The organism is Pseudomonas sp. AK106 (assembly GCF_053903055.1).
On sequence record NZ_CP096426.1, the window covers coordinates 391,676 to 414,539 of the forward strand.

Here is a 22,864-nt window from a genome sequence, read left to right on the forward strand (position 1 = left end):
TTACTCCTTACGCGCCCAGGAACCAGCTGCTGCGACAGTTCCGTTTTTTTGTGGAATGTACGCTCGGCTGATTGGCTGATTGCCCACCACCACGGTAACGCGGTAGAGATCAACTGCCGGCGCAAGCGAATCGACAAGGTACCGAAGGTCTATGCCAGGCTTGGATGCCGGCTGTGCGGTCGGTTCTGCAGGTTTTGGAGCATCGGGCGCGTATTCACTGACGGAGTAACCGCGAGTGCGCAACAGCTCAACCAACGTTTTGCCGTATGCATCCTCAGTGGGTTGCATGATGTTCCAGCGAGTCAGTGCGGGCGGGTAAATGGTAACCAGATGCGCGACGGTGTCGCTTGCCATCGATCTGTCAGCCCCGGCCGGTGCTGCTGAATAATTCCCGTATGGAGCATTTGTCCCGCAGCCGCTCAGGCCAAAAACCAGCATGGAGATGAGGAGGGCGCGGCGCATTATTTGCCCTCCCGCTCAATGGTGACTTTGTCTTGGCTGGACCCGACGCCTGCTACCAGAATTGCTTTATCAAAGATGGTGTCGACCACGTAGCGATTGCCCTGGACCCGATAGTTGACCATCTGAGTTTCAGCGTCGCGGAAAAACCCTCCGTCACGACGGACTACCAACAGAGTGGGCGACTCGCTTTGACGCATGCCCTCCGGCATCTCAATGATGGTTTTGGTGCCGTCGTTGTAAACGCGCACCGGCTTCCAGCGTGCCTTGCCATCAATTGAATACTTGAAGTCGAGGTTGCCCAGATATTCGCGCGTTTGCGGGAGTGTGTTGTCGTGACGGTTTTTTGCCTCGGCAGTGCGGATCGCCGCCCACTTGGCTGCAGACTCTTCGGGATAGATGAAACGCGCATAGGGCATGGTGTCGTTGCGCGTCGAACGCAGGCGGAAGTGATAAACGCGGCGGTCGGTCATGACGACCAGCGCAGTATCCAACCCCACGTCCAGTGGCTTCAGGATCAAGTGAACGGTCTGGTCGGCGCCGCTGCCGCTGATCCCAGGTTCCACGGTGTACCTGGGATCGCCACCATTCAGGGTGTTGAATTGCTCGCCGGGCTGTAACGAAATATCGCAAACCTGTAGCACCGCGCACACGACTTGAGTTTGCCCACTGCCGTACAGAAACGTGATTGCACCGTCGCCACCTGGCGTCGGGTTGCTGGTCGCTTGGCCGGTCTGCCACTTTTTACCGATGCCGATTGCTTTCTGTTCTTGCGGCGTCAGCTGCACGGTATCCGGGGCGAAGTACTTATTGGCCATATCAGCCTGGCTATCGGCTGCTTGCACGAACTGTGGCAAAAGAAGGCCGGCCAGAACCGAGGAAATAACTGTCTTTTTCATAATAATGTTCGCCCCAGTATTAAAGCTGCTTCGACCAGTTAAAGTCGCGCACGAAGATGAAGTGCCCGTTGATGAACGTATTTCTGTCCACGGTCATGTCTTTGTTCTGATAAACAGTGATCAGCGCCCGCATGTTGTACGGCTTGCCTTTGGGCGAACCGTCCCGGCTGCGAACTGTTTCAGTCCAGTCCACCTGCCAGGTGTCTTTCGTCTGCGGCAAGGCGGAGCGGATTTCAACAGAAACGGTTTCATTCTCGGCACGCTTGAATGGATTCCGTTCAGGAGAGCCGTTGAGGAATTCGTTTGTCTTCATCGTTGCGGGATCTTGCGGCGCCAGATAGGCGTAGGCCGCCAGCACCGCTTTACGCTGCAGGCTTACATCGGGTGTTACCACGCGCGTGTTACTGATGAAGTTGGTCACTGCCGATTGGTAATCGGTCAGTACCGCGTCGGGCACTCGATCAAGCAATGTTACCGAAACGGTATTAGCCGAAGCGTCTTGTTGGAAGACCATCGGGATGATCTTGGACTGCGCTCCAATGTGAGCGATTCCGCCCACTGCGCCCATCACAATGAGGAGCGAAATAATCCCCACCGTCTGCCATACCTGTATCGACGACATCACCCCCATCACATGGCCGTTCCATGACCGCCGCGCATTCAGGTAGGGATTATTCACCTTACTTTTAGCGGCCACTACTTCCCCGGGTATCTCTGTTTCTGCATCCGCGTCTTTGCGGCTGTTGAAAATGCTCATGCTGCACCTCTGTAATTATCAAGGCTCAAGCCCCGGTCTCGAAGCCAAACATGCACCCACTCGGCACCATGCTTTTCTTCAAGGCTCTTGATGATTGCTATGTCCTCTGCTCCCGTCGCACCGACAAATGAGAGGGCGAGGGGGCCAAGGGCGAGGCTGTAGAGGCGACGTCCCTTTTCAGATACCAGGTAGTAGTCACGCTTCTGCTGAGCGGTAGCGATGATTTCGATCTGGCGTGCATTGAGGCCCATGCGCATATAAAGCTCGGTAGCGGCTTCATCACGCGCATACATGTTAGGCAGATAGATTTTGGTCGCAGTGGATTCGACGATGACGTCCAGAATTCCCGAGCCGGATGCGTCCGAAAGGTTCTGAGTCGCCATGAGTACACGGCAGTTTTTCTTGGCCAGCGTTTTAAGCCACTCGCGGATTTTCTCGCGGAACACTTTGTGCCCCAGCATCAACCAGGCTTCATCGAGAATAATCAACGTCGGGCGACCATCCAGCGCTTCCTGAATGCGCATGAACAAGTAGAGCAAAACCGGGAGGGCGTACCGATCCCCTAAATCCATCAGGTGTTCAATTTCGAATGTGATGAAATCCGAAATGGAGAGCTGGTCTTCCTCGGCATCGAGCAGGTGCCCCATCAAGCCATCGATGGTGTAATCCTTCAGCGCGGCGCGAATGTCGGTGTCCTGAACCATGGCGGTAAATTCGGACATTGTTCCGGGACGGCCTGTTTCCTCTTCGACCTTACCCATTTCAATGATGGTTTCACCGATCTTGTTACGCTGCTCAGGCGTTGTGTCGATCCCGTTCAGAGCAAGAAGGTCGTTCACCCATCCCATCGCCCACGCTCGGCGATGACGAGTCACCAGTCCGGAAAGCGGTGCGAAGGCGAGCTTTTCACCTGCCCCAGCGACGACATAGTGAGAGCCACCAGCGGCCTTGCAACTCGGGTACATCGACATGCCTTTGTCGAATGTGAATAGCCTTGCATTGGCGTAGCGCCGCCACTGCATCGCGAGTATGGCAAGGTGCGTCGACTTGCCGGCCCGGGTCGGACCAAACATGATTGCGTGACCAAGGTCTCGCACATCAAGGTTGATGCGGAAGGGCGAATTACCGGCGGTGAGTCCGTGCATCAGTGGCGGCGAATTCGGCGGCATCAGGGGGTTAGGCGCGAAGTTCTCGCCTGTCCAGATCGTACTGGTGGGGATAAGATCCGCCAGATTCATGGTGTTGATCAGGGGGCGGCGCACGTTTTCTACGCCGTGGCCAGGCAAGGACCCCATGAAGGCATCCATCGTATTGATGCTTTCAACGCGAGCAGTGAATGCCATCGCATTAATGGCTTTTTCAAGCTGCAGTGCGGCAGCCTCTACCACTTCCCGGCTTTCATTCATCAGAATGACAACGCTAGTGTAAAAACCTTGGGCGACCATCCCGCTGTTTGTTTCGGCGATCGCCGAGGCAGCATCAGCCACCATGGAGACCGCGTCCTCATCGACGACGCCTCCATTGGTATTGAATACCTGATCAAAGAAGCCCCGAATCTTCTGTTTCCACTTTTTGCGAAATTTCTCCAAGTGCGAAATCGCCTCATGGTGATCCATGAAGATAAAGCGATTTGACCAGCGATATTCGACCGGTAGCTCCGCCAGACGCGACAAGATGCCTGGGGACGATTCCAGTGGGAAACCTTCAATCGCCACCACCTGGATGAATTTCCGGCCCAACTTCGGCGTCACACCTGTGTACAACTCCTGGCCACCAATCAAGTTATCGATATAGATCGGATTGGTCGGCAGCATGACAGGGTGGTTCACGCCAGTGACGCAGAACTGAAGCCACTGCAATTGTTCATCATGAGTGACGGTTGAGCCGTCCTCATTGAGAATTTTCTGAGCCCCCAGTCGCTCCAGGGATACGGCAGAGGACATGCGAGATTCAATGTTTCTGACTTCACGTTTGAAGAAGTCGATGAGGTGGGTTGTGCGTGTTTTGTTGTTCGGCTTTTCTGAATCATCATGGAACATCAGCTCGACGAACTTGCGCTCTGCGAGCATCGGCGGGAACCAAGTCACAGTCAGGATGAAAAAGCCTTCATACAAGTTTCCCAAACCTTCGAATGTGCGGCGACGCTCTTCGTCAATCGCCGCCGAAACAGGATCAGGAAAAACCGATTGGCTAGGGAGGCTGTAGTTTGGCGCTGGGCGTCGCACAGCGTCGACATGCACCATCCAGCCACTGCCCATGTTGGAAAGCGCCTGATTAATTCGGAACGAGTTCATTTCCCGCTCTACATCGGTGGCGCTGGCGTTATCCGACCCCTTGTATAGCCACGACGCCATAAATGAGCCGTTCTTGCCCACAATTACACCGTCGTCCACGACAGCGGCGTAATTGAGGAGATCGGCAAGGCCAGCCTCTGTCGACTGATGTTTTTTCAGTCGAAGGTCTGCATTTACCTGACGAACCTGCAGCAGCAAAAACAACACCAACAGAACGCCCACGATCGCAATAGCGACGAGCAATGTTTCAATCATTTGTATTGCTTCCCCTGGGAGGTGCTGTTTTCGCGAAAGGGAGTGGCACGCGGCGGATAAAAAGATTTGTATCGACGGTTGCGCAGGTAGACAAAGCGCATCAACGGATCGGCTTTACCCATCTTGCGAAGCATCCAGAGCGAGGAAAACCACATCCCCATCCCCAGGAAAAAAGCCATCCAGTCCTGAGCGGCAAAGATCAGGATGGCTGCGAGCAAACCGCTGAACATAACCAGTTCACGATCCCCACCCATAAACAGGTTGTGGCGGTTGCCGGCTCGTCGAATAGGGATCTTGCGTAGTGCCATGATATTTACGCCCCCACTGCCCAGCGGGAGACAGCAGACTTGATTGTTTCGCTCGTGTCGGTAATCCAGTCGGCAGACTTGGCCGCCATATCATGTGCCGCAGTGATCTCCGCACCTTGACCGGTGATGGCTGACAGAGTGTTCTGCGCCGCGACGATGAAGCAGAGAACCAGAACGATGAAGATCAGCGTGCGCAAGAAACCATTCATGTCGCCGCCAAAGATTAGCGTCGCGCCTGCACCAACCAGACCCACAATCGATGCGGTGAACGCGAATGGCCCAGTGATGGAAGAACGAATGGTCGTGAACCAGTCATCGAAAGGCAGACCGCCGCCTGCTGTGCTGGCGGCGAATGCTGGATGAGCGCTCAAGAGCATCAGTAACGCGGTGCCGATCGCGAACACCGCTTTATTGTTAACGCGTGTTTGTTGTTGCATGGGTGTAGCTCCTATAGTTTGCGGGTGATGTAGTTGCCATTTTCATATCCGAGGATTTCTAGAATCCCTTCAACTCGGCGGCCTTCAGGGGTTCTTCCTATATGCACGATCACGTGAACGGCCTGTGCAATAAGCGGTTCAATATCCGAGGGTGCGTGTTTATTACGCGTGATGAGTGATTTGAGCCGTTGCAATGCCGACTCTGGATTGTTCGCATGAAGCGTGCCGGCGCCGCCGTCATGGCCGGTGTTCCAGGAATCCAGCAGGTCGAGCGCTTCCGCACCGCGGACTTCGCCCACGATGATTCGGTCCGGCAACATCCGAAGAGTGGTTTTAAGCAAGTCAGTCATGCTGACTTCAAGTGTGGTGTGGTATTGGACGCAGTTGATGGCGGCGCATTGAATTTCGCCAGTGTCTTCAATGATGAATACACGCTCGTCCGGAGCGTTATCAACCATCTGCTGGATAATGGCATTGATCAGTGTAGTTTTGCCCGAGCCCGTCCCGCCAATGACGAGAATGTTCTTATGCTCGCGGACGGCTTCTTTGATGACGTCACATTGCACCTGGCTCATGATCGCCAGATCCACGTAGCTATTGAGCGGGAAAACTTTGATAGCCGGCTTTCGAATGGCGAAGCATGGGGACGAAACTACCGGCGGAATCTGCCCGGCAAAGCGCTCATTCCCAAAGGGGAGCTCGCCGTCAAGAATTGGCTCTTTGGCTCCAACGGTTTTACCGAGAAGTCCGGCGAGAGTTTTTATGGCGGACATGGCGCGCCAGGCTTTTATTTCGCCAATAACGCGACTCGGCTCGCCCAGGCGTTTCAGCCAAAGCTTGCCGTCTGCATTAAGCAGAATATCTGTCGTTTTGGGGTCGTTCAGCGCCCCTTCTATAAGAGGGCCCAGATCTCGACGTAGACGCTCCGTAACGCGCTGTTTAACTGTCTCAGATGCGGCTTCCGTATCGCCGTCAACTCCACTCATTGCCTGCTCCAAATACGAGACATATACGTACGGGAGGCAAACGATATACCGAAATATCGTTTCTGGCAACAAGCCAGCATCGCTTTTAACGGAGATCATTAATGATACCGTTTGCCGTCCGTGACGTTGTTATTGCATCCAGCACATACGCTAAAACAGCCTGTGCGAGGGCTCAGACTGTTTTAGCGGCTAAAATTCCCGGCTTTGTGACGGCTCACGAGTTATTTCTGATTTTTGTGACGTTCTGCTCATTCCACTTGCGGACCTGAAACGCTTGATGAAGTGTTAGGGTTGCGCAAGCGCGACAGTAGCCTTGAGGCAGGCTTGGGGGGAGGTGCTCGCCCGCTGCATTGTCCAGCTCTTTGCTGTCCAAATCGGTTGACTCCAACAGCAACGACAATGGTGTTTCCAGCGCCTCGGCAATAGCGGCCAATGTTTTGAGAGTTGGGTTTCCCTTGCCATTGGTAATTTCAGACAATACCGAGATAGACACTCCCGTGAGCTTTGCCAGCTCATGTTTGGTCATGCCTCGCTCATCCAGCAAGCGCAGGACATTAGTAAAAAAAATCACATTATGCACAGCCGATCCGAGCCTCGGTGCAGGGCCAATTTTAGCCGCTAAAATTCTTTATGGCTGATAAACGCTCAGCTGAAATTCGGGTTGGTTGAGAAACCTGGTCTCAATGAGCCGCCGCATCTTACAGTTGCATGATGTTTCGGTAAATCAATTCTTAGCGAAATACCTTCCCGGACTTTTTTGCGCAATCGGGCGCCCTGTTCGGATTGCCTGCCTGTCGCTGAGAGCGCCGCCAGCCCTCGAAGATTCCGCAGTTTTCTCGCGAAGAGAGGATTGAGGCGCGCTGTTGCGACAGAATGCATCGTCGGCACTGGTCAATGTGCGAGCTTCACTACACAGGCGGCTGAGTCTCTACCATCGATGGCCGCTGACTGACTTCGTAATACCAGTTCGCCAATCGTGGGTAGCTGCTGCGCCAGCCCAGATTGGGCTGGCGGAAATCCAGATAGCCAACCGCGCATGCCACGCTGATCGACGCGACGTCGAAATGCGTACTCAATTCAGTGACGGCTTCGGCTTCGAAATAGGCCAGCGTGCGATCGATTTTCTGCTGCTGGGCGTCGAGCCATTCCGACCAATGTTTTTCCTCGGGCCGCAGAAAGGTCTCGTAGCGGATGAGCAGTGCAGCGTCCAGCAGGGCATCGGCCAGTGAGGCAAGCGTCAATCGCCGCCAGCGCGCCGAGCCTTCCTTGGGAATGAGGGGGTTGCCGACATGCTGTTGATCCAGGTATTCGAGAATCACCCGGCTGTCATGGATCACGTTGTCGTCGGCCAGGCACAGCGCCGGAATTTTTCCGCACGGATTGCCGCGGCAGAGTTCAACGTCGGGGCTCACGGGGGTGAGGGCAACGGCCTTGAGACTGACCCGGCTCGCCTGTCCGGTCTCATGAAGCAAGATCAGCACCTTGCGAGCGAAGGGCGAAGCGGCGTTGTAATACAGCGTCATGCTGGGCGCAGACATGGACATTCCTCTGATCGGCCTGGGCCTCCAGACTAGTCAGGGCCAGGACGCTGCGCAATATCCTGAAGCAATGCCGGGCCGATTTGCGACGGCCCGGACATTGATGTCAGACCGTCGGGACCCCATCGGCCGAATCAGCCGATGATCTGCCGGATTGCGCCGCAGGTGTGCCGGTCAGCAGCGGCTTGGCGACAAACCAGATGATTGTGGCGGCGATAAGATCGAAGGCGGCCAGCGCCACAAACAGCGGGCTGTAGCCGACTTTAGTCACCATGATCCCGAGCACCAGCGTGAACAACGCCGCGCCGAGAAACCCGAACATGCCACCGAGGCCTGTTGCCGTACCCACTTCGTTCTTGCCGAAGGAGTCCGACGTGATTGCGTACAGGGCGCCCGACAGCGTCTGGTGCGCGAAACCTCCGGCGCACAGCAGCGCGATGGCGACATAAGGGCTGTCCACCAGACCGATGCAGCCAGGGCCGATCATGCACAGCGAGCCCAGCACCATCACCATCTTGCGCGACGTGAGCAGGGACACGTTGAAATGCTTGTAGAAAAACGGGCTCAGGTAACCGCCCAGCACGCAGCCGATGTCAGCGGCGAGAAACGGCAGCCAGGCAAACATCGCGATTTCCTTGATGTTCATGTGACGCTCGGTCATCAGGTACAGCGGAATCCAGGCGTTGAACGTCTGCCAGGCCGGCTCTGACAGCATGCGGGCTGACGCGATTGCGTAGAAATTGCGGGTGCCGACGATCTTCTTCCAGCTGGCGTGCTTGGTCGGCGCGTCCTTCAGGTGGGACTCCTGACCGGCAAGAATATAATCGCGCTCCTCGTCACCCAGCAGACGCTGATTGCGCGGGTGTTTGTAGAAGAATAACCAGCCCGCGCTCCACAGCAGGCCCAGCCCGCCGACGATGATGAACGCGATCTGCCAGCCGCTGTGCAGAATCGCCCAGACCACGAGGGGAGGGGCCAGCAAGGCACCGATCGACGAACCGATGTTGAACCAGCCGATGGCAACCGAGCGCTCTTTGGCCGGAAACCATTCGGTGGTTGCTTTGATCGCTGCAGGAAACCCCGCCGCTTCAGTGATGCCCAGCAAGCTGCGCAGGAACGCCAGACTCTGCCAGCCGGTGGCCATAGCCGCCGATGCGCACGCCACAGACCAGGCGATGGCGAACACTGCAAAGCCGATCTTGGTGCCGATGGCGTCGATCACGTAACCGGCAACCGGCTGCATGAAGGCATAGCCCATCTGCCACGCGATGACGACGTGCGAGTACTGTTCGGTGGAGATGTTCAGCTCGCTCATCATGGTGGGAGCGGCGACGGAGAGGGTATTGCGCGCGAGATAGTTGACGATCAGGCCGCCGGTTATCAGCGCGACCATCCACCAACGGATGCCTTTGATTTTCATCGAGTCCACTCTGGGTATTGTTTTTATTTGGCGGCGATCGTTATACGTCGTCGTATGACTTGATTTAGTCAAAAGCACGTTTTGTTGTCAATGGGAATACCGCGGAGCGCTCATTATATTTCTTAATGTAACGGACTTGTCACAGCGGGGGCCGGCTTTGAAGCGGGAAGTGAGCGATTTTGGGGCGTCATCGGGAGGACGGGGGTTCGAGGAGTCAAGTGAGCTAACGGAATGAGGGCTGTTGGTGAGTCGTATGATGACCTGGGGCAACGGCGGGCGAATCCCCACCAGTTACATCCCGTATGGATCAGGTGTGATCAGCTCTCCTCCGCGCCATCAACCCCTTGCAACTAAGCCAGGCTGGAATCGCCATCCCTATCCAGGACAATACATCCCACGCACCGTCGCCCAGCAGCGCGGCGAACAGGCCGACTGCGGTCAGCAGGGCGATCCAGCCGGGCGTGCCGAAGGTCTTCCACAACGCCGAATGCTTCTTGTGTCGGGTCATGCCACTTCCGCCTCTACGGCGACTGCTTTTGCCGCAGCGACTGTGGCGCGACGACGGACCCACCACAGGTACAAGCCACTGCCAAGGACGATGATGGTCAAGACGTCCAGCGCGGCCCAGAGGATTTTCATCGGCATGCCGCCGTAGTCGCCGAAGTGCAGCGGTTGCGACAGCAGCAGGGCGTCCATGTACCACGGGCGTCCCAGCGTCGCGGTCACGTGCAAGTCCTGGGCGTCAATCAGTACGGGAGTGAGCAGGTGAGACGTCAGGTGCGTGTCGCCTTTCATGAACACGGCGTAGTGATGCTCGCTGGAAAAACGGGAGCCGGGAAAGGCAATGAAGCTCGGCTCGGCGCCGGGGACAGTGGCTTTGGAGATGTCGATCAATCGGGTTGCCGGTGCGCGTTCGGCCAGGGGTGGGGCGTTCTTGTAGGGCGCGATCATGGTCATCAGCGCGTCGGTGCGCCACTGGGCGATCACTAAATCGGCGCAGGCGTTGAGCACACCGGTCAGGCCCACAACCATGGCCCAGGTCAGCGTGACAACCCCGATCAGGTTGTGCAGATCAAGCCAACGTACCCGCGTGGATTTATTCGGCCGCACCGTGGCGAAATCCAGCCGACGCATAAAGGGCGCGTACAACACGACGCCGGACACGATCGCCATGACAAACAGCAGTCCCATGAATGCCAGCAGCAGCTTGCCCGGGAGCCCTGCATACATGTCCACGTGCAGGCGCAGCATGATCATCATGAAACCGCCGTTGGCGCTCGGCGTTTCCATCGCTTCGCCGGTGCGGGCGTCGAGCATGAAACTGTGGGATTCATTGGGGTCGCCGCCGGCGGTTTTGCCCATGATGGCGTAGACGCCGTTGGGGTCATCATCATCCCAGCCGAAATACTGCATCACGTCGCCGGGGCGATGGGCCTCGGCTGAGCGAACCAGTTGCTCGAGGTCCAGATGCGGCGTGCCGGCGGGCATTTCCTTGAATTCCGGTGCATCGCCCGTCAGGTGAGCGATCTCGTGACTGAAGATCAGCGGCAAGCCAGTGATCGCCAGCATCATCAGGAATGCCGTGCAGATCAGGCTGGTCCACGTGTGGATGAAAGACCAGCGGCGAATGGTTTGGCTTTTCATGTGGAAATCCGGAGTCAGCGAAAGCGACAAAGGCCGCTGTGTGGGAGCGGCCCTTGTTTCGGGTAATGAGAGTTTAAACGATTACCATTTGTAGTCTACGCTCGCGAGCACGGTACGACGGTCGCCGTAGTAGCAATAGAAGCCGTCGCAGGTGGAAATGTATTCCTTGTCGAAGACGTTGTTGGCGTTGACCGACACGCTCACGCCTTTGAGGACGTTGTTCATGCGGCCGAGATCGTAATGCACGGCAGCGTCGTAGACGGTGTAGGCATTGCTGTGCCCGTAGTTGGAATCGGCGACAAAGCCGTAACTACCGATCGCAATATTGTCGGTCTCGCCAATGTACCGTGCGCCAAAGCCCAGGCCGAAACCGTCGAGCACCCCGTTGTGCCAAGTGTAATCACCCCAGATCGCCGCTTGGTTTTCGGGCGTGAGTGGCAGTGGACGATTCTTGTCCAGCGGGTCGGTGACTTTGGTCATCTTGCTGTTGGCGTAGGTATAGGACGCCGTCACTTTCAGGTTGTCCGTGACATTGCCCACCGCTTCCAGCTCGAAGCCGCGCACCTTCGCTTCGCCCAAGGGTCGCTGCACGCCCAGGATGTCGCTGAGCACGATGTCACGACGGGTCAGGTCATAGGCCGCGGCGGTGAAGAGGATGTTGCTGCCAGGCGGCTGGTATTTGAGGCCCACTTCGTACTGCTTGCCCGTCCCCGGCTGGAATGCCACGCCGTTGGCGCCGCCTTGCTCGGCCTGGAACGACTCGGCGTAGGAAATGTAAGGCGTGAATCCGGAGTCGAAGACGTAGCTGAGCGCGGCGTTGCCGGTGAACGCGCTGTCGGTTCGGTCGTCGGACTGATTGGTGTTGTAAAACTTCGATTCGGTCTTGAGCAGATCCTGGCGCCCGCCCAGGGTCAGACGCCAGTTATCCAGGGCCAGTTGGTCCTGAATATAAACGCCGACGTCCCGGGTTTTCTGATTGTAATCCTGATACGCGGTGTAATCGACGTTGCTGAAGTCCTGCCCGTAAATCGGCTTGGCGATGTTGCTGGTCGGCGCGTTGCCGTACTGCCATTTGTAGTTGTGATTCAGTCGCTGATAGTCGAGCCCGAGCAACAGGGTATGTTTGAGTTCGCCCGTGTCGAAGTCGGCTTGCAGGTTGTTGTCCAGCGCGAACTGGGAGATGTCTTCGTTCACGACGTTGGCGCCGCGTTGGACGGTGCCATCCTCGCTGACCGAACCGAAGAAGCCACCGGCCGTTATCCCCTGAAAGGACAGGTCGCTCTTGGTGTAGCGAACGTTCTGCTTGAACTGCCAGACATCGTTGAGACGATGCTCGAAGGCATAGCCCAGCGCGTAGTAAGTCTTGTCGTAAAACTCCCAGTCCGGATCGCCCAGGTTTTCGTGATATTTCACGCGGCCCACGGCCGATGGGTATTTGGTGCCCTGAATCGGCAGGAACTGGCTGGTGATCCCGGTATCGTCACGATTGAACTGGCTGAGAAAGGTCAGTTTGGTGTCCGGGTCGATGTTCCAGGTCAGGCTCGGCGCGAGGTTGTAGCGCTTGTCATCGATGTGGTCCACAGAGGTTCCGCTGTCACGCACGACGCCGCTGACGCGGTACTCGAAATTGTCGGCATCGTCGATCTTGCCGGTGCTGTCGAAGCTGATCTGCTTGCGGTTGTAAGTGCCGGCCTGAACCTGCACCTCGTGGCTGGCGTCGGCTTCGGGGCGACGACTGACCATATCAAGCATGCCGCCTGGCGGGGTCTGACCATAAACCGAAGACGCCGGGCCACGCAGGAGGGCAATGCGCTCCAGATCCCAGGTCTCCATTTTCGGCATCACGTATGCCCCTTTCGGCAGTGGCAGGCCGTCGAGGAATTGGGTGGGTTCAAAGCCGCGGACTTTCAGCCATTCGGACCGGCTGTCGCTGCCGTAGCTGCTGGCAACCACGCCTGGCATGTAGCGAACGGCGTCGTCGATGTTCTGCACCGCCCGATCCTGCATCTGCTGACGGGTCGCGACCGAGATCGAGCGCGGTGCCTCAACCAGCGCGGTGTCGGTTTTGGTGCCGGCAGCGGTGCGACTCGCGGCGTATCCCTGCGCCGGGCCCCATGCGCTTTCGAAGCTTTCCTGACTGCCTTGAATGCTGGTGGCCGGCAATGCCATCGCGCCTTCAGGCGCAGCCACCAGCGTGTAGGTCCCTGCCGTGGTCAGGTTCAATTGCAAGCCAGTGCCGCGCAGCGCCTGGCCCATCGCCCCAGACGCGTCGAACTGCCCCTGAACCGGTGCCGACGTGCGCCCCGCTGCCAGTGCCGGATCCAGCGACAGGGCCAGGCCCGCCTGACTGGCAATCTGCGTCAGCGTAGTGGACAGCGGTGCGGCCGGCAGATCGTAGGCGCGGACACTGGAAGCCTGGGAAGCGGCCATCAGCGGCGCACTGAGCAGCGGCGCGGCAATGGCGACGGCGATAGCCAGCAGGCTAGGTCGCAGAAGGGTGTGAAGCGTGCGGGACATGAACGGCACCTCGATGGAAATGGTTCTCAATGTCTATGTGCCGAACGAGATATGGAAAGTGATAGGGCCGGGCGAAAATAATCTGTGAGTTCAGTCAGTAGGCGTACGAAGGCCCTATGGGAGCGAGCTTGCTCGCGAAGACAATTTTCAGCCCTGGTGATCCAGTGGATGTACCGGCCCCTTCGCGAGCAAGCTCACTCCCACAGGGTTGCGGTTATCCAGATGCCCCAAGCCTGCCCAAGAGACCCCAAATTAAAGCGCAATTGCCGGCTTCTTCCCGCTGCCGACCACCGTCACCCACCACGGCGTACGTGCTTCGATCTGCACGGGCAGCGTGGGCGTCAGAGCCTTGAGCGCCAAGTCGGTGTTGGTCAACGGAAAGCTGCCGGTGATACGCAGGTCTGCAATGTCTTTCGCAACGCCGAGATGGCCCGGACGATAGCGGGCAAGCTCCGCAACGACATCTGCCAGACGAGCGTTATCGACCACCAGCATGCCGCGCATCCAGGCGCCGGTGCCGGGCGTCAGGGCGAGCATGGGCCCGAGGCTGTTGCGATGAATCAACATCTGCTGCCCCTCGTTCAGCACCTTTTCATGATTCGAAGCCTGCGGGTGCACGGCGACGGCTGATTGCAGCACGCTCAACAGCGTGCCGTCGGCCTGCCGCTTGACCAGGAACTGCGTGCCCAGTGCGCGCATCTGCCCCTCAGGGGTCTCGACGATGAACGGACGCGCGTCGTTGTGGCTCCCGGTCTCCACGAAGATCTCGCCTTCCTGAAGCACGACCCGCCGCTGTTTGTCATCGAACCGCACGTACAGTGCACTGTGGGTGTTGAGGCGGATCAGGGTGTTATCCGACAGGCGAATCGTGCGCTGCTCGCCGGTGGCGGTGCGCAGATCCGCCAGCCAGTAATCCACCGGCAGCAGGCGATCACCCAGAAACAGCGTCAATCCCAGCGCCAGCGCCACCCCTGCAAACCCGCGTCCCAGCTTGCGCAAACGCGAGCCCATCCCGTCACGGGACCGCAAAAGCGCCGAACGTGCCGGGCCGGTGGTCCCGGCAAAACGCTGATCGACCATGCCCAACTGCATCCAGGCCCGGGCGTGCTCGTCGCTGGCGGCGTACCACTTGGCGAACTCTTCACGCTCGGCTTCGCTGCCCCGGCCGCAATCCAGGCACAGTTGCCAGGCGATGGCGGCGTCCAGCACGTGGGATGAAACAGGTCGGGTAGAAATACGGCTCATGTTGGTTCGCCATAGAGTGCGATGTAGCACTGGCGCAAACCCTGCGCCAGGTACTGACGCACGCGCGGCACCGAGACGCCGAGTCTGACGGCGATCTCTGCATGGGGCATGCCGTCCAGGCGGTTGTACAGAAAGGCGGCGCGGGCCTTGCTGGACAGCTTGCCCAGCAGACGGTCGATGGCTTTGAGGTCTTCGAGAATCAGCTGCTGCTCTTCCAGGGAAGGTTGTTCGCCCTCGGGAATCAGCATCAGCTCGTCCAGATACGCCTGTTCCAGCGCGGCACGACGGAAGTGGTCGAACAGCAAGCCTTTCGCGATCGAAACCAGAAAGGCCCGGGGTTCGCGGGGCTCAAGCAATTGCTCGCGGCCGAGCAAGCGGATGAACGTGTCTTGACTGAGGTCTTCGGCGCGGTGGGGGCAAGCGACATTGCGTCGGAGCCAGCCCAGCAGCCAGCCGCGATGGTCGCGATAGAGCGTTCCGACGAGCTGCTGCTGGGGACTTTGAAGTGACGACACAAGCGCACCGAGGAGAACAAAGGGGCTAACGAGAATTGTTCGCGATTGTGTCAGAGCCGCCCAATGCTGGCAATTGGTCCTTGTAGGAAGAAGCCGAACGGTTGACGTAAGAATCGACCATTAGATTTGTAAGGCGCGGCGGGATCCAGAGGCAGGCCCAGAGGATGAACGCTAAAACGAATGCGATTGCTGCTGCCGTCGCCATTTCGCCACGCCTTGCTCAAGCTGTGCAGGGGTTTCGATCCCCTGTCTTCTGGCGTGGCTGAACAGAATCATCGCGAGTTCGGCGGTCACCAGCGCATCGGCGCTGGCGTGATGACGCTCTTCGGCGTGGAGCCCGAAGAATCGCGTCCAGTCGTCCAGGCTTGCCTGGCGCAAATTCGCGTTCGGGCAAATGAAGGGCGCGATGTGAGCAACATCGATGAAGGGGTGCAGCAGGCGATAGCCCAGGCTTTCCTTTAATGCCCGCCCCAACATGTGCTCGTCGAACGCCGCGTGGAACGCCAGCAGCGGGCTGTCACCCACGAACGCCATGAAATCCAGCAGCGCTTCGACCGGCTCGCTGCCCGCCGCAATCGCGGTGGGCCCCAGCCCGTGAATCAATACGCTCGGGCTGAGTTTGTGATCGGTGCGCATCAGCGTGCGCTCGAACTGCTGCCCCAGATCGATCGCGCCATCTTCGATGACCACGGCGCCAATCGACAGCACGTCGTCCCGCTGCAGATTCAGCCCGCTGGTCTCAAGATCGACCACGACCCACCGTTGCTGGCGCAGTGTCTTTTGATCCAGGACGCCCGGGCCGGGCAAGGCGCGCAGGCGCTGTTGCTGTTCAGGTGTCAGCTCAGGGGCGACGGCGCGTTTGGGGGGCTTGAGCCAGCGGAACAAATTCATGATCAGTCGCTTACAGTTGGTAGCGCACGGTGAGGCTGGTCTGCAGCCGCTGCGCCTGCCGGAACGACTCACGCAGGATGCGCCGGTCCAGATGATTGAGCACATCCGGGTCGATGCGATTGGAGTAGGGCAGGTTTTGCCGGTTCTGCTGCTGATGTTGCTGCATGCGGGTTTGCTGGATGAAGTGATAAGCCTCTTCATAGGCCGCACCGTCCAGCGGGTCGATCACCTCTTTGGCGACCAACTGACGCAGCCTGTCCAGCGTGTTGCTCGCCTCGACGCCGTTGGCCAGCGCGAGCAAGCGCGCTCCGTCGACGAACGGCGTCAGGCCTTGGGTTTTAAGGTCCAGTGTGTCCTTCTCGCTGCCTTTTCGGGCGACCACGAAATCTTTGAAGCGGCCCACCGGTGGGCGTTGACGCAGGGCGTTGTCGGCCATCATGCGCTGGAACAAGGCGTTGTCTGCGACCTGCGCAAGAATGCTCTGACGCAATTGATCGCCGCCGCTTTCATCGCCCCAGACCACGCGCAGATCGAAATAGATAGAAGACGACAGCAGGTTCTCCGGTGTGGCTTCGCGAATGAACGAGCCGAAGCGCCGCGCCCACTCGATTCGCGACAGGCACAGCTGGGGATTGCTCGCCATAATCCCGCCCTTGCACAGGGCGAATCCGCACACCGCCAGGCTTTGATTGATCCGCTCGGCCATGGGCAACAACCGGCCGCGTATTGAGGCGGCTTCGGCGGCGTCCGTGGCTTCGAACAGAATGCCGTTGTCCTGATCGGTGTACAGCGTCTGCTCGCGCCGGCCCTCGCTGCCGAAACACAGCCAGCTGAAAGCGATGCCAGGATCGCCTTTTTCTTCGAGCGTCAGCTCGATGACGCGGCAGACCATGTGATCGTTGAGCAGCGTGATGATCTGGGTGATCTGGGTGGACGAGGCCCCGTGGGCGAGCATTCGGTCCACCAGTTGAACGATGTCGCCGCGCAGGTTAGCCAGCGAATCGATACGCGGCGCGCTGCGGATGGTGCGCGCCAGATGCACCAGATCCACGCGCTGCAGGGAGAACAGGTCGCGCTCGGAGACCACGCCACACAAGCGCTGATCTTTCACCAGACAGACGTGGGCGATATGGCGCTGGGTCATGGCAATGGCCGCATCGAAGGCGCTGGCGTCCGGGCTCAGATAGAACGGCACCTGAATCATGCTGCGTTCGATGGGCTCGCCGAAGTCGGCGTCGATGTTGGCGACGACCTGGCGCAGATCGCGCAGCGTGAAAATACCCAGCGGCGCTTTGGCCTCGTCCACGATCACGATACTGCCGACTTGCTGCTCGTCCATCTGCCGCACGGCCTCACGCAGCGGCGTGTCGGGGGAGCACGTCACCGGGTGACGCATCGCCAGTTCACCCAGTCGCGTGTTCAGCGAGTATTGCGTGCCGAGTGTTTCCACCGCCTTCTGCTTTACTTGCTGATTGACCTGATCGAGCAGGCTGCTGACGCCGCGCAGGGCGAAGTCGCGGAACTCATTTGAGAGCGCAAACAGCTTGATGAAGGCTTGCTTGTTGAGCTGCAGACAGAAAGTGTCTTCGGCCGCCAGATGCTCGGTTCGTGTGGCGCGTTCGCCGAGTAGTGCCGCGAGGGGAAAGCACTCGCCCGTGGTTATTTCGAACGTGGTCTCGGTGCCGCGTTTTGCGGAATGGGGGCGCTCACCCACGACGCGGCCTTGCTTGACGATGTAAAAATGTTCTACTGGCCCATCGCTAGGCTTGATGATGCTCTCGTCTGTAGCGTAGAAACGCAGGTGACACTGTTCCACAAGGTAGGCCAGATGGGCATTTTCCATCTGGTTGAACGGCGGGAATTTTTGCAGGAACTGCATCGTGCCGTGGATGTTCTGCAGAACGGCTGTTTTGCCTGCCTGGGTAAAAGCGTCCGCTTTGCTCATGACCGATACCGCTTGTTTTTATTGACCCCATGGTCGACCGCTTATCGGGCAGTGCCCATTGGACGTAAGTCTTAGGTGACTGCAAAGGCATTGGCTCGCATCGAACCAAGGTGTAAAACCGCAGCGATGCAGTTAGCGCGAGGCCCCAGGGCCGGCATGAAGCCGACAGGATGTGCAGCGTATCAATCGCTTGCGCTGTCAGAATTGGAGTCGACAGGAAGATGAGACGGGTATGTTCGATCACAGTATTTTGAGTGATGAAGAGCGCGAAGCCCTCAATGAGGTAATGCTCGCGCCTGCGTCCCAATCGCCACATCGGGTGTTGATCGTCGATGACGACAAGGATGCTCGGGAAGTTCTGGCCGAAATTCTCAGTCTCAATGACATCAGCTGCATCACCGCCGCCGGCGGCACCAGCGCCATGCACTTGCTGCAGACCCGGCCCTCCATTGCGCTGCTGATCACCGATCTGCGCATGGCGCCGTGCGACGGGCTGGACCTGATCCGAAGGGTGCGCGAATCGGACCGTGCGGAGTTGCCGATCATTATCGTGTCTGGCGACGCCAACGTACGTGACGCCATCGACGCCATGCACCTGAGCGTGGTGGATTTCCTGCTCAAGCCGATCAACACCAAGCAGCTGTTGCGACTGGTGAAGCGGGAGCTGGAAATGGCCTGATAACGCCGTCTCTGGACTGCGTTGCGGCAATAAAAAAGGCGGTGTCCATTTGCGTGGACACCGCCTTTTGTCTGGGCGCTGATTAAGCCCCGTGTTTTGCCTTGAACTCCCGACGGCGACGGTGCAGCACCGGCTCGGTGTAACCGTTCGGCTGCCGTGTGCCTTCGATCACCAGTTCAACCGCTGCCTGAAACGCGATGTTGCTGTCGAAATCCGGTGCCAGGGGGCGATACAGCGCATCACCTGCGTTCTGACGGTCCACCACCGGTGCCATGCGCTTCAGACTTTCCATTACCTGCTGCTCGCTGACCACGCCATGGCGTAGCCAGTTGGCAATGTGCTGGCTGGAAATGCGCAGCGTGGCACGGTCCTCCATCAGGCCGATGTCGTTGATGTCCGGCACCTTCGAGCAGCCAACGCCCTGATCGATCCAGCGCACCACATAACCGAGAATGCCCTGGGAGTTATTATCCAGTTCGTTCTGGATCTCCTCGGCCGTCCAGTCAATGTTCGGCGCCAATGGAATGGCCAGGATATCGTCGACGGAGGCCGGCGCGCGCCGGGCAAGCTCGGCCTGACGCGCGAACACATCGACCTTGTGGTAATGCAGAGCGTGCAGTGCAGCGGCAGTGGGCGAGGGAACCCACGCGGTATTGGCGCCGGCCAGTGGATGGGCGATTTTCTGTTCAAGCATCGCGGCCATCAAGTCAGGCATCGCCCACATGCCCTTGCCGATCTGCGCGCGCCCTTGCAGGCCGCATTTCAAGCCGATATCGACGTTTGAATTTTCATACGCGCCGATCCACTTTTCCGCCTTCATCTGCGCCTTGCGTACGACAGGGCCGGCTTCCATCGACGTGTGAATCTCGTCACCGGTGCGGTCCAGGAAGCCTGTGTTGATGAACACCACACGCTCGCTCGCCGCCTGAATGCAGGCCTTGAGGTTGATCGTGGTGCGACGCTCTTCGTCCATGATCCCGACTTTCAGCGTGTTGCGCGGCAGGTTCAGCACCGCCTCGATACGCCCGAACAATTCGTTGGTGAACGCCACTTCCTCAGGGCCGTGCATCTTTGGTTTGACGATGTACACCGAGCCCGTGCGGCTGTTGGCGCGGGATGTATTGCCCTTGAGGTTGTGAATCGCCGCGAGGCTGGTCAGCAGGCCATCAAGAATGCCTTCCGGCACTTCGTTGCCCTGATTGTCGAGGATCGCATCGATGGTCATCAGGTGACCGACGTTGCGCACGAACAGCAGCGAGCGGCCATGCAGCGTGACGGCTTCGCCGGTGGGTGAGGTGTAAACGCGGTCGGGGTTCATGGTACGGGTGAAGCGAGTACCGCCTTTGGCGACTTCTTCGGACAGATCGCCCTTCATCAGTCCCAGCCAGTTGCGGTACACCACGACCTTGTCGTCGGCGTCGACGGCAGCGATGGAGTCTTCGCAATCCATGATGGTGGTCAGCGCCGCTTCCATCAGCACGTCTTTGACACCGGCCGGGTCGGTCTGGCCGACCGGGCTCGTGGCGTCGATCTGGAGTTCGAAGTGCAGACCGTTGTGCTTGAACAGCAGCGCGGTCGGCGCCGACGCGTCGCCCTGGAAGCCGATCAGCTGAGCATCGTCGTGCAGGCCGGTGTTGCTGCCGCCCTTGAGGCTGACGATCAGCATGCCATCGACCAGCTTGTAGGCGGTGGAGTCAACGTGGGAGCCCGCCGCGAGTGGGGCGGCTTCGTCCAGGAAGGCGCGGGCGAAGGCGATGACTTTGTCGCCGCGGACGCGGTTGTAGCCTTTGCCTTTTTCCGCGCCGTCCGCTTCGCTGATGGCGTCGGTGCCGTACAGCGCGTCATACAGCGAGCCCCAGCGGGCATTCGATGCATTGAGCGCGAAACGTGCGTTCATCACCGGCACCACCAACTGGGGGCCGGCCATGCGGGCAATTTCTTCGTCAACGTTTTGTGTGGTGATCTGGAAGTCTGCCGCTTCTGGCAGCAGATAGCCGATTTCCAGCAGGAACGCTTTGTAGGCGGACGCGTCGTGGGCGTTGCCGGCATTGGACTGATGCCACGCGTCGATATGCGCCTGGAATTCGTCGCGTTTGGCGAGCAGGGCTTTGTTCTTTGGTGCGAGCTCGTGGATGAGCGCATCGGCACCGGCCCAGAATGAAGCGGCGTCGAGGCCGGTTCCGGGAATGGCTTCGTTGTTCACGAAATCCAGCAGGACATTGGCGACCCGCAGGCCCCCGACTTGAACGTGTTCAGTCATTGCTTGCCTCACTCTGCTCAGCTATTTGACATCTATGTAGTGCGCGCGAGGCGATACTACATGACCGTTCGCGGCGTGAAAATCCAGACTTGATTTGCAGCGATTGCCCGAATTTAGGCATTCCGTCAGGCACCGGCATGGGATGTTCTCAAAGAGCGATCAGATTGTTCCAGAAAATTATTCGGATCGTACACAGAAATTCCTGGTGCGCTTACACCGCTGCGGGCAGTGCAGACCTGCCTATACTCCCCACAACCACCCCGCAACCCTTGAGGCGTGGTATTAAACAGACCTCAGTTGCTGCACATAAAAGGAGTCGTTTGTGGATCATCTTATCGTCACGGTGTCTGCACCGGACAAGCCGGGTGTGGTCGAGCAGCTCGCCGCATGCATTGCCGATCACGGTGGCAATTGGCTGGAAAGCCGTATGTCACACATGGCCGGGCAGTTCGCCGGGATCCTGCGGGTCAGCGCGCCGGTCGACGCGCATCAGCCCCTGCGCAGCGCGCTGGAAGGGCTCTCGGTAAAAGGCATCCGTGTACTGTTCGCCGAAGTCCTTCCGGAATCCTTGCCGGAGTGGAGGCCCATCACTATGGACCTGGTGGGCAATGATCGATCCGGGATCGTGCGCGACGTCACTCGCGTGCTGACCGAACAAGGCGTCAACCTGGAGCACTTGGTGACCAGCGTCGAACCCGCGCCCATGAGCAGCGAAACGCTGTTCCGCGCCCATGCCGAGTTGGGATTGCCGATGGACCTTTCACTGGATGTGCTGCAGCAGCGGCTGGAAACCCTGGCGGATGACCTGATGGTGGAACTGCATCTGCCGACCGACGAGTCATCGATGTAACCGCTGCAGGTCCCGGTTTTTGACGGGCCTGCAGCGATCCCTCTTACCTGCTCAGGCCTGGGCGCGTTTGCGCAGCGAGCGCCACGCGTCGACGCTGTAAATGATCAGCCCGGCCCAGATGAAGGCGAAGGTCACCAAGGTGGCCGAGGGCATGTGCTCGTCGTACAGCACCACCGCCAAGGCCAGCACGAGCGTCGGTGCGATGTACTGCAGAAAGCCCAGTGTCGCGTAGGGCAGATGCCTCGCTGCAGCGTTGAAACACACCAGCGGCACGAGGGTTACCGGACCGGCCGCCGCCAGCCAGAGCGCCTCGGATGTTGTCCAGAATTCCGGCTGTGCGCTGTGGGCAAGCGGGTTGAACATCAACCAGCCTACGGCCAGCGGCACCAGAATCCAGGTCTCCACCACGAGGCCAGGCAGTGCGGCCACCGGTGCTTTTTTACGAATCAGGCCGTAGAAGCCGAAGGTGAACGCCAGCGCGAGCGACACCCATGGCAGGCTGCCCACTTGCCAGACCTGCTGAAGCACACCGATCAACGCCAGCATCACCGCGACCCATTGCAAGGGGCGCAGTCTTTCACGCAGCAGCACCATGCCGAGCATCACGTTGATCAGCGGGTTGATGAAGTAGCCCAGGCTGGCTTCGACCATGTGGTTGTTGTTCACGGCCCAGACGTAGATCAGCCAGTTGGCGGCGATCAGCGTGCCGCTGGAGGCGAGAATGGCAAGTCGTTTGGGGTTATCCCGTAGCTCCTGCCACCAGCCGGGGTGTTTCCAGACCAGCAAGAGAAGCGAGCCGGAAATGGCCGACCAGATCGCCCGATTGACGATGATTTCCAGTGAAGGAACGCTGGCCAGCACCTTGAAGTAGATCGGAAACAGTCCCCAGATGATGTAGGCGCTCAGGCCCAGAATGTACCCGCGACGCGGGTTGGCAGCTTGCATGAGTGGTCCTTCGGCAAGTT

21 protein-coding genes are annotated in these 22,864 nt (G+C 58.7%); 2 read left to right on the top strand and 19 right to left on the bottom strand.

Annotated features, from left to right (window positions below; all coding sequences use genetic code 11):
* The 17 genes from M1E04_RS01795 to M1E04_RS01875 form a co-directional block, all read right to left on the bottom strand.
* Positions 1–462, bottom strand: coding sequence for a conjugal transfer protein TrbH (locus M1E04_RS01795; RefSeq protein WP_456292303.1), 462 nt, complete (start codon positions 460–462; stop codon positions 1–3).
* On the bottom strand, positions 462–1,358 hold the full coding sequence (trbG, locus tag M1E04_RS01800; RefSeq protein ID WP_456292304.1) for a P-type conjugative transfer protein TrbG: 897 nt from the start codon (positions 1,356–1,358) through the stop codon (positions 462–464). Before trbG ends, M1E04_RS01795 begins: the two co-directional genes overlap by 1 nt.
* Positions 1,359–1,377: 19 nt before the next feature.
* Positions 1,378–2,115 carry a VirB8/TrbF family protein gene (locus tag M1E04_RS01805; protein ID WP_456292305.1) on the bottom strand — a complete coding sequence of 246 codons (738 nt, stop codon included), beginning with the start codon at positions 2,113–2,115 and terminating at the stop codon, positions 1,378–1,380.
* Positions 2,112–4,664 carry a VirB4 family type IV secretion/conjugal transfer ATPase gene (locus tag M1E04_RS01810; RefSeq protein ID WP_456292306.1) on the bottom strand — a complete coding sequence of 851 codons (2,553 nt, stop codon included), beginning with the start codon at positions 4,662–4,664 and terminating at the stop codon, positions 2,112–2,114. Before M1E04_RS01810 ends, M1E04_RS01805 begins: the two co-directional genes overlap by 4 nt.
* Complete coding sequence (locus tag M1E04_RS01815; RefSeq protein ID WP_456292307.1) at positions 4,661–4,972, bottom strand: conjugal transfer protein TrbD; 312 nt, start codon at positions 4,970–4,972, stop codon at positions 4,661–4,663. Before M1E04_RS01815 ends, M1E04_RS01810 begins: the two co-directional genes overlap by 4 nt.
* A gap of 5 nt (positions 4,973–4,977) precedes the next feature.
* Positions 4,978–5,409 carry a TrbC/VirB2 family protein gene (locus M1E04_RS01820; RefSeq protein WP_456292308.1) on the bottom strand — a complete coding sequence of 144 codons (432 nt, stop codon included), beginning with the start codon at positions 5,407–5,409 and terminating at the stop codon, positions 4,978–4,980.
* 11 nt (positions 5,410–5,420) lie between these two features.
* Positions 5,421–6,395: a P-type conjugative transfer ATPase TrbB gene (gene trbB, locus M1E04_RS01825; RefSeq protein ID WP_456292309.1), complete on the bottom strand. Its 975-nt coding sequence runs from the start codon at positions 6,393–6,395 to the stop codon at positions 5,421–5,423.
* Positions 6,396–6,609: 214 nt separating this feature from the next.
* Positions 6,610–6,921 carry a helix-turn-helix domain-containing protein gene (locus M1E04_RS01830; RefSeq protein ID WP_456292310.1) on the bottom strand — a complete coding sequence of 104 codons (312 nt, stop codon included), beginning with the start codon at positions 6,919–6,921 and terminating at the stop codon, positions 6,610–6,612.
* Positions 6,922–7,303: 382 nt separating this feature from the next.
* Positions 7,304–7,933, bottom strand: coding sequence for a glutathione S-transferase family protein (locus tag M1E04_RS01835; RefSeq protein ID WP_065991280.1), 630 nt, complete (start codon positions 7,931–7,933; stop codon positions 7,304–7,306).
* 106 nt (positions 7,934–8,039) lie between these two features.
* Entirely contained in the window at positions 8,040–9,353 is a 1,314-nt protein-coding gene (locus M1E04_RS01840) for an MFS transporter (protein ID WP_192134966.1), read from the bottom strand.
* A 307-nt stretch (positions 9,354–9,660) separates the two neighbouring features.
* Entirely contained in the window at positions 9,661–9,861 is a 201-nt protein-coding gene (locus M1E04_RS01845) for a hypothetical protein (protein ID WP_192134965.1), read from the bottom strand.
* The gene (locus M1E04_RS01850; protein WP_369319170.1) at positions 9,858–10,997 is read right to left on the bottom strand and encodes a PepSY-associated TM helix domain-containing protein; all 1,140 of its coding nucleotides are present in this window, start codon (positions 10,995–10,997) and stop codon (positions 9,858–9,860) included. Before M1E04_RS01850 ends, M1E04_RS01845 begins: the two co-directional genes overlap by 4 nt.
* Positions 10,998–11,078: 81 nt before the next feature.
* Complete coding sequence (locus M1E04_RS01855) at positions 11,079–13,514, bottom strand: TonB-dependent siderophore receptor (RefSeq protein WP_456292311.1); 2,436 nt, start codon at positions 13,512–13,514, stop codon at positions 11,079–11,081.
* Between the two features lie 252 nt (positions 13,515–13,766).
* On the bottom strand, positions 13,767–14,759 hold the full coding sequence (locus M1E04_RS01860; RefSeq protein ID WP_456292312.1) for a FecR family protein: 993 nt from the start codon (positions 14,757–14,759) through the stop codon (positions 13,767–13,769).
* A complete protein-coding gene (locus tag M1E04_RS01865) occupies positions 14,756–15,274 on the bottom strand; it encodes an RNA polymerase sigma factor (RefSeq protein WP_456292313.1) in 519 nt (172 codons plus the stop codon). The genes M1E04_RS01860 and M1E04_RS01865 overlap by 4 nt, the downstream gene beginning before the upstream one ends.
* A gap of 171 nt (positions 15,275–15,445) precedes the next feature.
* A complete protein-coding gene (locus M1E04_RS01870; RefSeq protein ID WP_192134955.1) occupies positions 15,446–16,165 on the bottom strand; it encodes a 3'-5' exonuclease in 720 nt (239 codons plus the stop codon).
* A 10-nt stretch (positions 16,166–16,175) separates the two neighbouring features.
* Positions 16,176–18,110 (bottom strand): putative nucleotidyltransferase substrate binding domain-containing protein, encoded by a 1,935-nt coding sequence (locus M1E04_RS01875; RefSeq protein ID WP_192134953.1) that lies wholly within the window; start codon positions 18,108–18,110, stop codon positions 16,176–16,178.
* A gap of 232 nt (positions 18,111–18,342) precedes the next feature.
* On the opposite strand from M1E04_RS01875, the gene M1E04_RS01880 reads away from it, so the two are divergent.
* Positions 18,343–18,789 carry a response regulator gene (locus tag M1E04_RS01880; protein WP_065991292.1) on the top strand — a complete coding sequence of 149 codons (447 nt, stop codon included), beginning with the start codon at positions 18,343–18,345 and terminating at the stop codon, positions 18,787–18,789.
* Between the two features lie 82 nt (positions 18,790–18,871).
* Here M1E04_RS01880 and M1E04_RS01885 read toward each other — a convergent pair whose 3' ends face one another.
* Positions 18,872–21,049, bottom strand: coding sequence for a malate synthase G (locus M1E04_RS01885; RefSeq protein WP_456292314.1), 2,178 nt, complete (start codon positions 21,047–21,049; stop codon positions 18,872–18,874).
* Positions 21,050–21,371: 322 nt separating this feature from the next.
* On the opposite strand from M1E04_RS01885, the gene M1E04_RS01890 reads away from it, so the two are divergent.
* A complete protein-coding gene (locus tag M1E04_RS01890) occupies positions 21,372–21,899 on the top strand; it encodes a glycine cleavage system protein R (RefSeq protein ID WP_065991294.1) in 528 nt (175 codons plus the stop codon).
* A gap of 51 nt (positions 21,900–21,950) precedes the next feature.
* Here M1E04_RS01890 and rarD read toward each other — a convergent pair whose 3' ends face one another.
* Positions 21,951–22,844 carry an EamA family transporter RarD gene (rarD, locus tag M1E04_RS01895; protein WP_065991295.1) on the bottom strand — a complete coding sequence of 298 codons (894 nt, stop codon included), beginning with the start codon at positions 22,842–22,844 and terminating at the stop codon, positions 21,951–21,953.
* Positions 22,845–22,864 lie beyond the last annotated feature (20 nt).

Bases quoted from the DNA above. Each gene is read 5' to 3' on its own strand.
- M1E04_RS01820 (WP_456292308.1), bottom strand. From the start codon at position 5,409: ATGCAACAACAAACACGCGTTAACAATAAAGCGGTGTTCGCGATCGGC.
- rarD (WP_065991295.1), bottom strand. From the start codon at position 22,844: ATGCAAGCTGCCAACCCGCGTCGCGGGTACATTCTGGGCCTGAGCGCC.
- M1E04_RS01830 (WP_456292310.1), bottom strand. From the start codon at position 6,921: ATGACCAAACATGAGCTGGCAAAGCTCACGGGAGTGTCTATCTCGGTA.
- M1E04_RS01880 (WP_065991292.1), top strand. From the start codon at position 18,343: ATGTTCGATCACAGTATTTTGAGTGATGAAGAGCGCGAAGCCCTCAAT.
- M1E04_RS01850 (WP_369319170.1), bottom strand. From the start codon at position 10,997: ATGAAAAGCCAAACCATTCGCCGCTGGTCTTTCATCCACACGTGGACC.
- M1E04_RS01845 (WP_192134965.1), bottom strand. From the start codon at position 9,861: ATGACCCGACACAAGAAGCATTCGGCGTTGTGGAAGACCTTCGGCACG.
- M1E04_RS01805 (WP_456292305.1), bottom strand. From the start codon at position 2,115: ATGAGCATTTTCAACAGCCGCAAAGACGCGGATGCAGAAACAGAGATA.
- M1E04_RS01855 (WP_456292311.1), bottom strand. From the start codon at position 13,514: ATGTCCCGCACGCTTCACACCCTTCTGCGACCTAGCCTGCTGGCTATC.
- M1E04_RS01835 (WP_065991280.1), bottom strand. From the start codon at position 7,933: ATGTCTGCGCCCAGCATGACGCTGTATTACAACGCCGCTTCGCCCTTC.
- M1E04_RS01875 (WP_192134953.1), bottom strand. From the start codon at position 18,110: ATGAGCAAAGCGGACGCTTTTACCCAGGCAGGCAAAACAGCCGTTCTG.
- M1E04_RS01810 (WP_456292306.1), bottom strand. From the start codon at position 4,664: ATGATTGAAACATTGCTCGTCGCTATTGCGATCGTGGGCGTTCTGTTG.
- M1E04_RS01795 (WP_456292303.1), bottom strand. From the start codon at position 462: ATGCGCCGCGCCCTCCTCATCTCCATGCTGGTTTTTGGCCTGAGCGGC.
- M1E04_RS01860 (WP_456292312.1), bottom strand. From the start codon at position 14,759: ATGAGCCGTATTTCTACCCGACCTGTTTCATCCCACGTGCTGGACGCC.
- trbB (WP_456292309.1), bottom strand. From the start codon at position 6,395: ATGAGTGGAGTTGACGGCGATACGGAAGCCGCATCTGAGACAGTTAAA.
- M1E04_RS01885 (WP_456292314.1), bottom strand. From the start codon at position 21,049: ATGACTGAACACGTTCAAGTCGGGGGCCTGCGGGTCGCCAATGTCCTG.
- M1E04_RS01870 (WP_192134955.1), bottom strand. From the start codon at position 16,165: ATGAATTTGTTCCGCTGGCTCAAGCCCCCCAAACGCGCCGTCGCCCCT.
- trbG (WP_456292304.1), bottom strand. From the start codon at position 1,358: ATGAAAAAGACAGTTATTTCCTCGGTTCTGGCCGGCCTTCTTTTGCCA.
- M1E04_RS01840 (WP_192134966.1), bottom strand. From the start codon at position 9,353: ATGAAAATCAAAGGCATCCGTTGGTGGATGGTCGCGCTGATAACCGGC.
- M1E04_RS01815 (WP_456292307.1), bottom strand. From the start codon at position 4,972: ATGGCACTACGCAAGATCCCTATTCGACGAGCCGGCAACCGCCACAAC.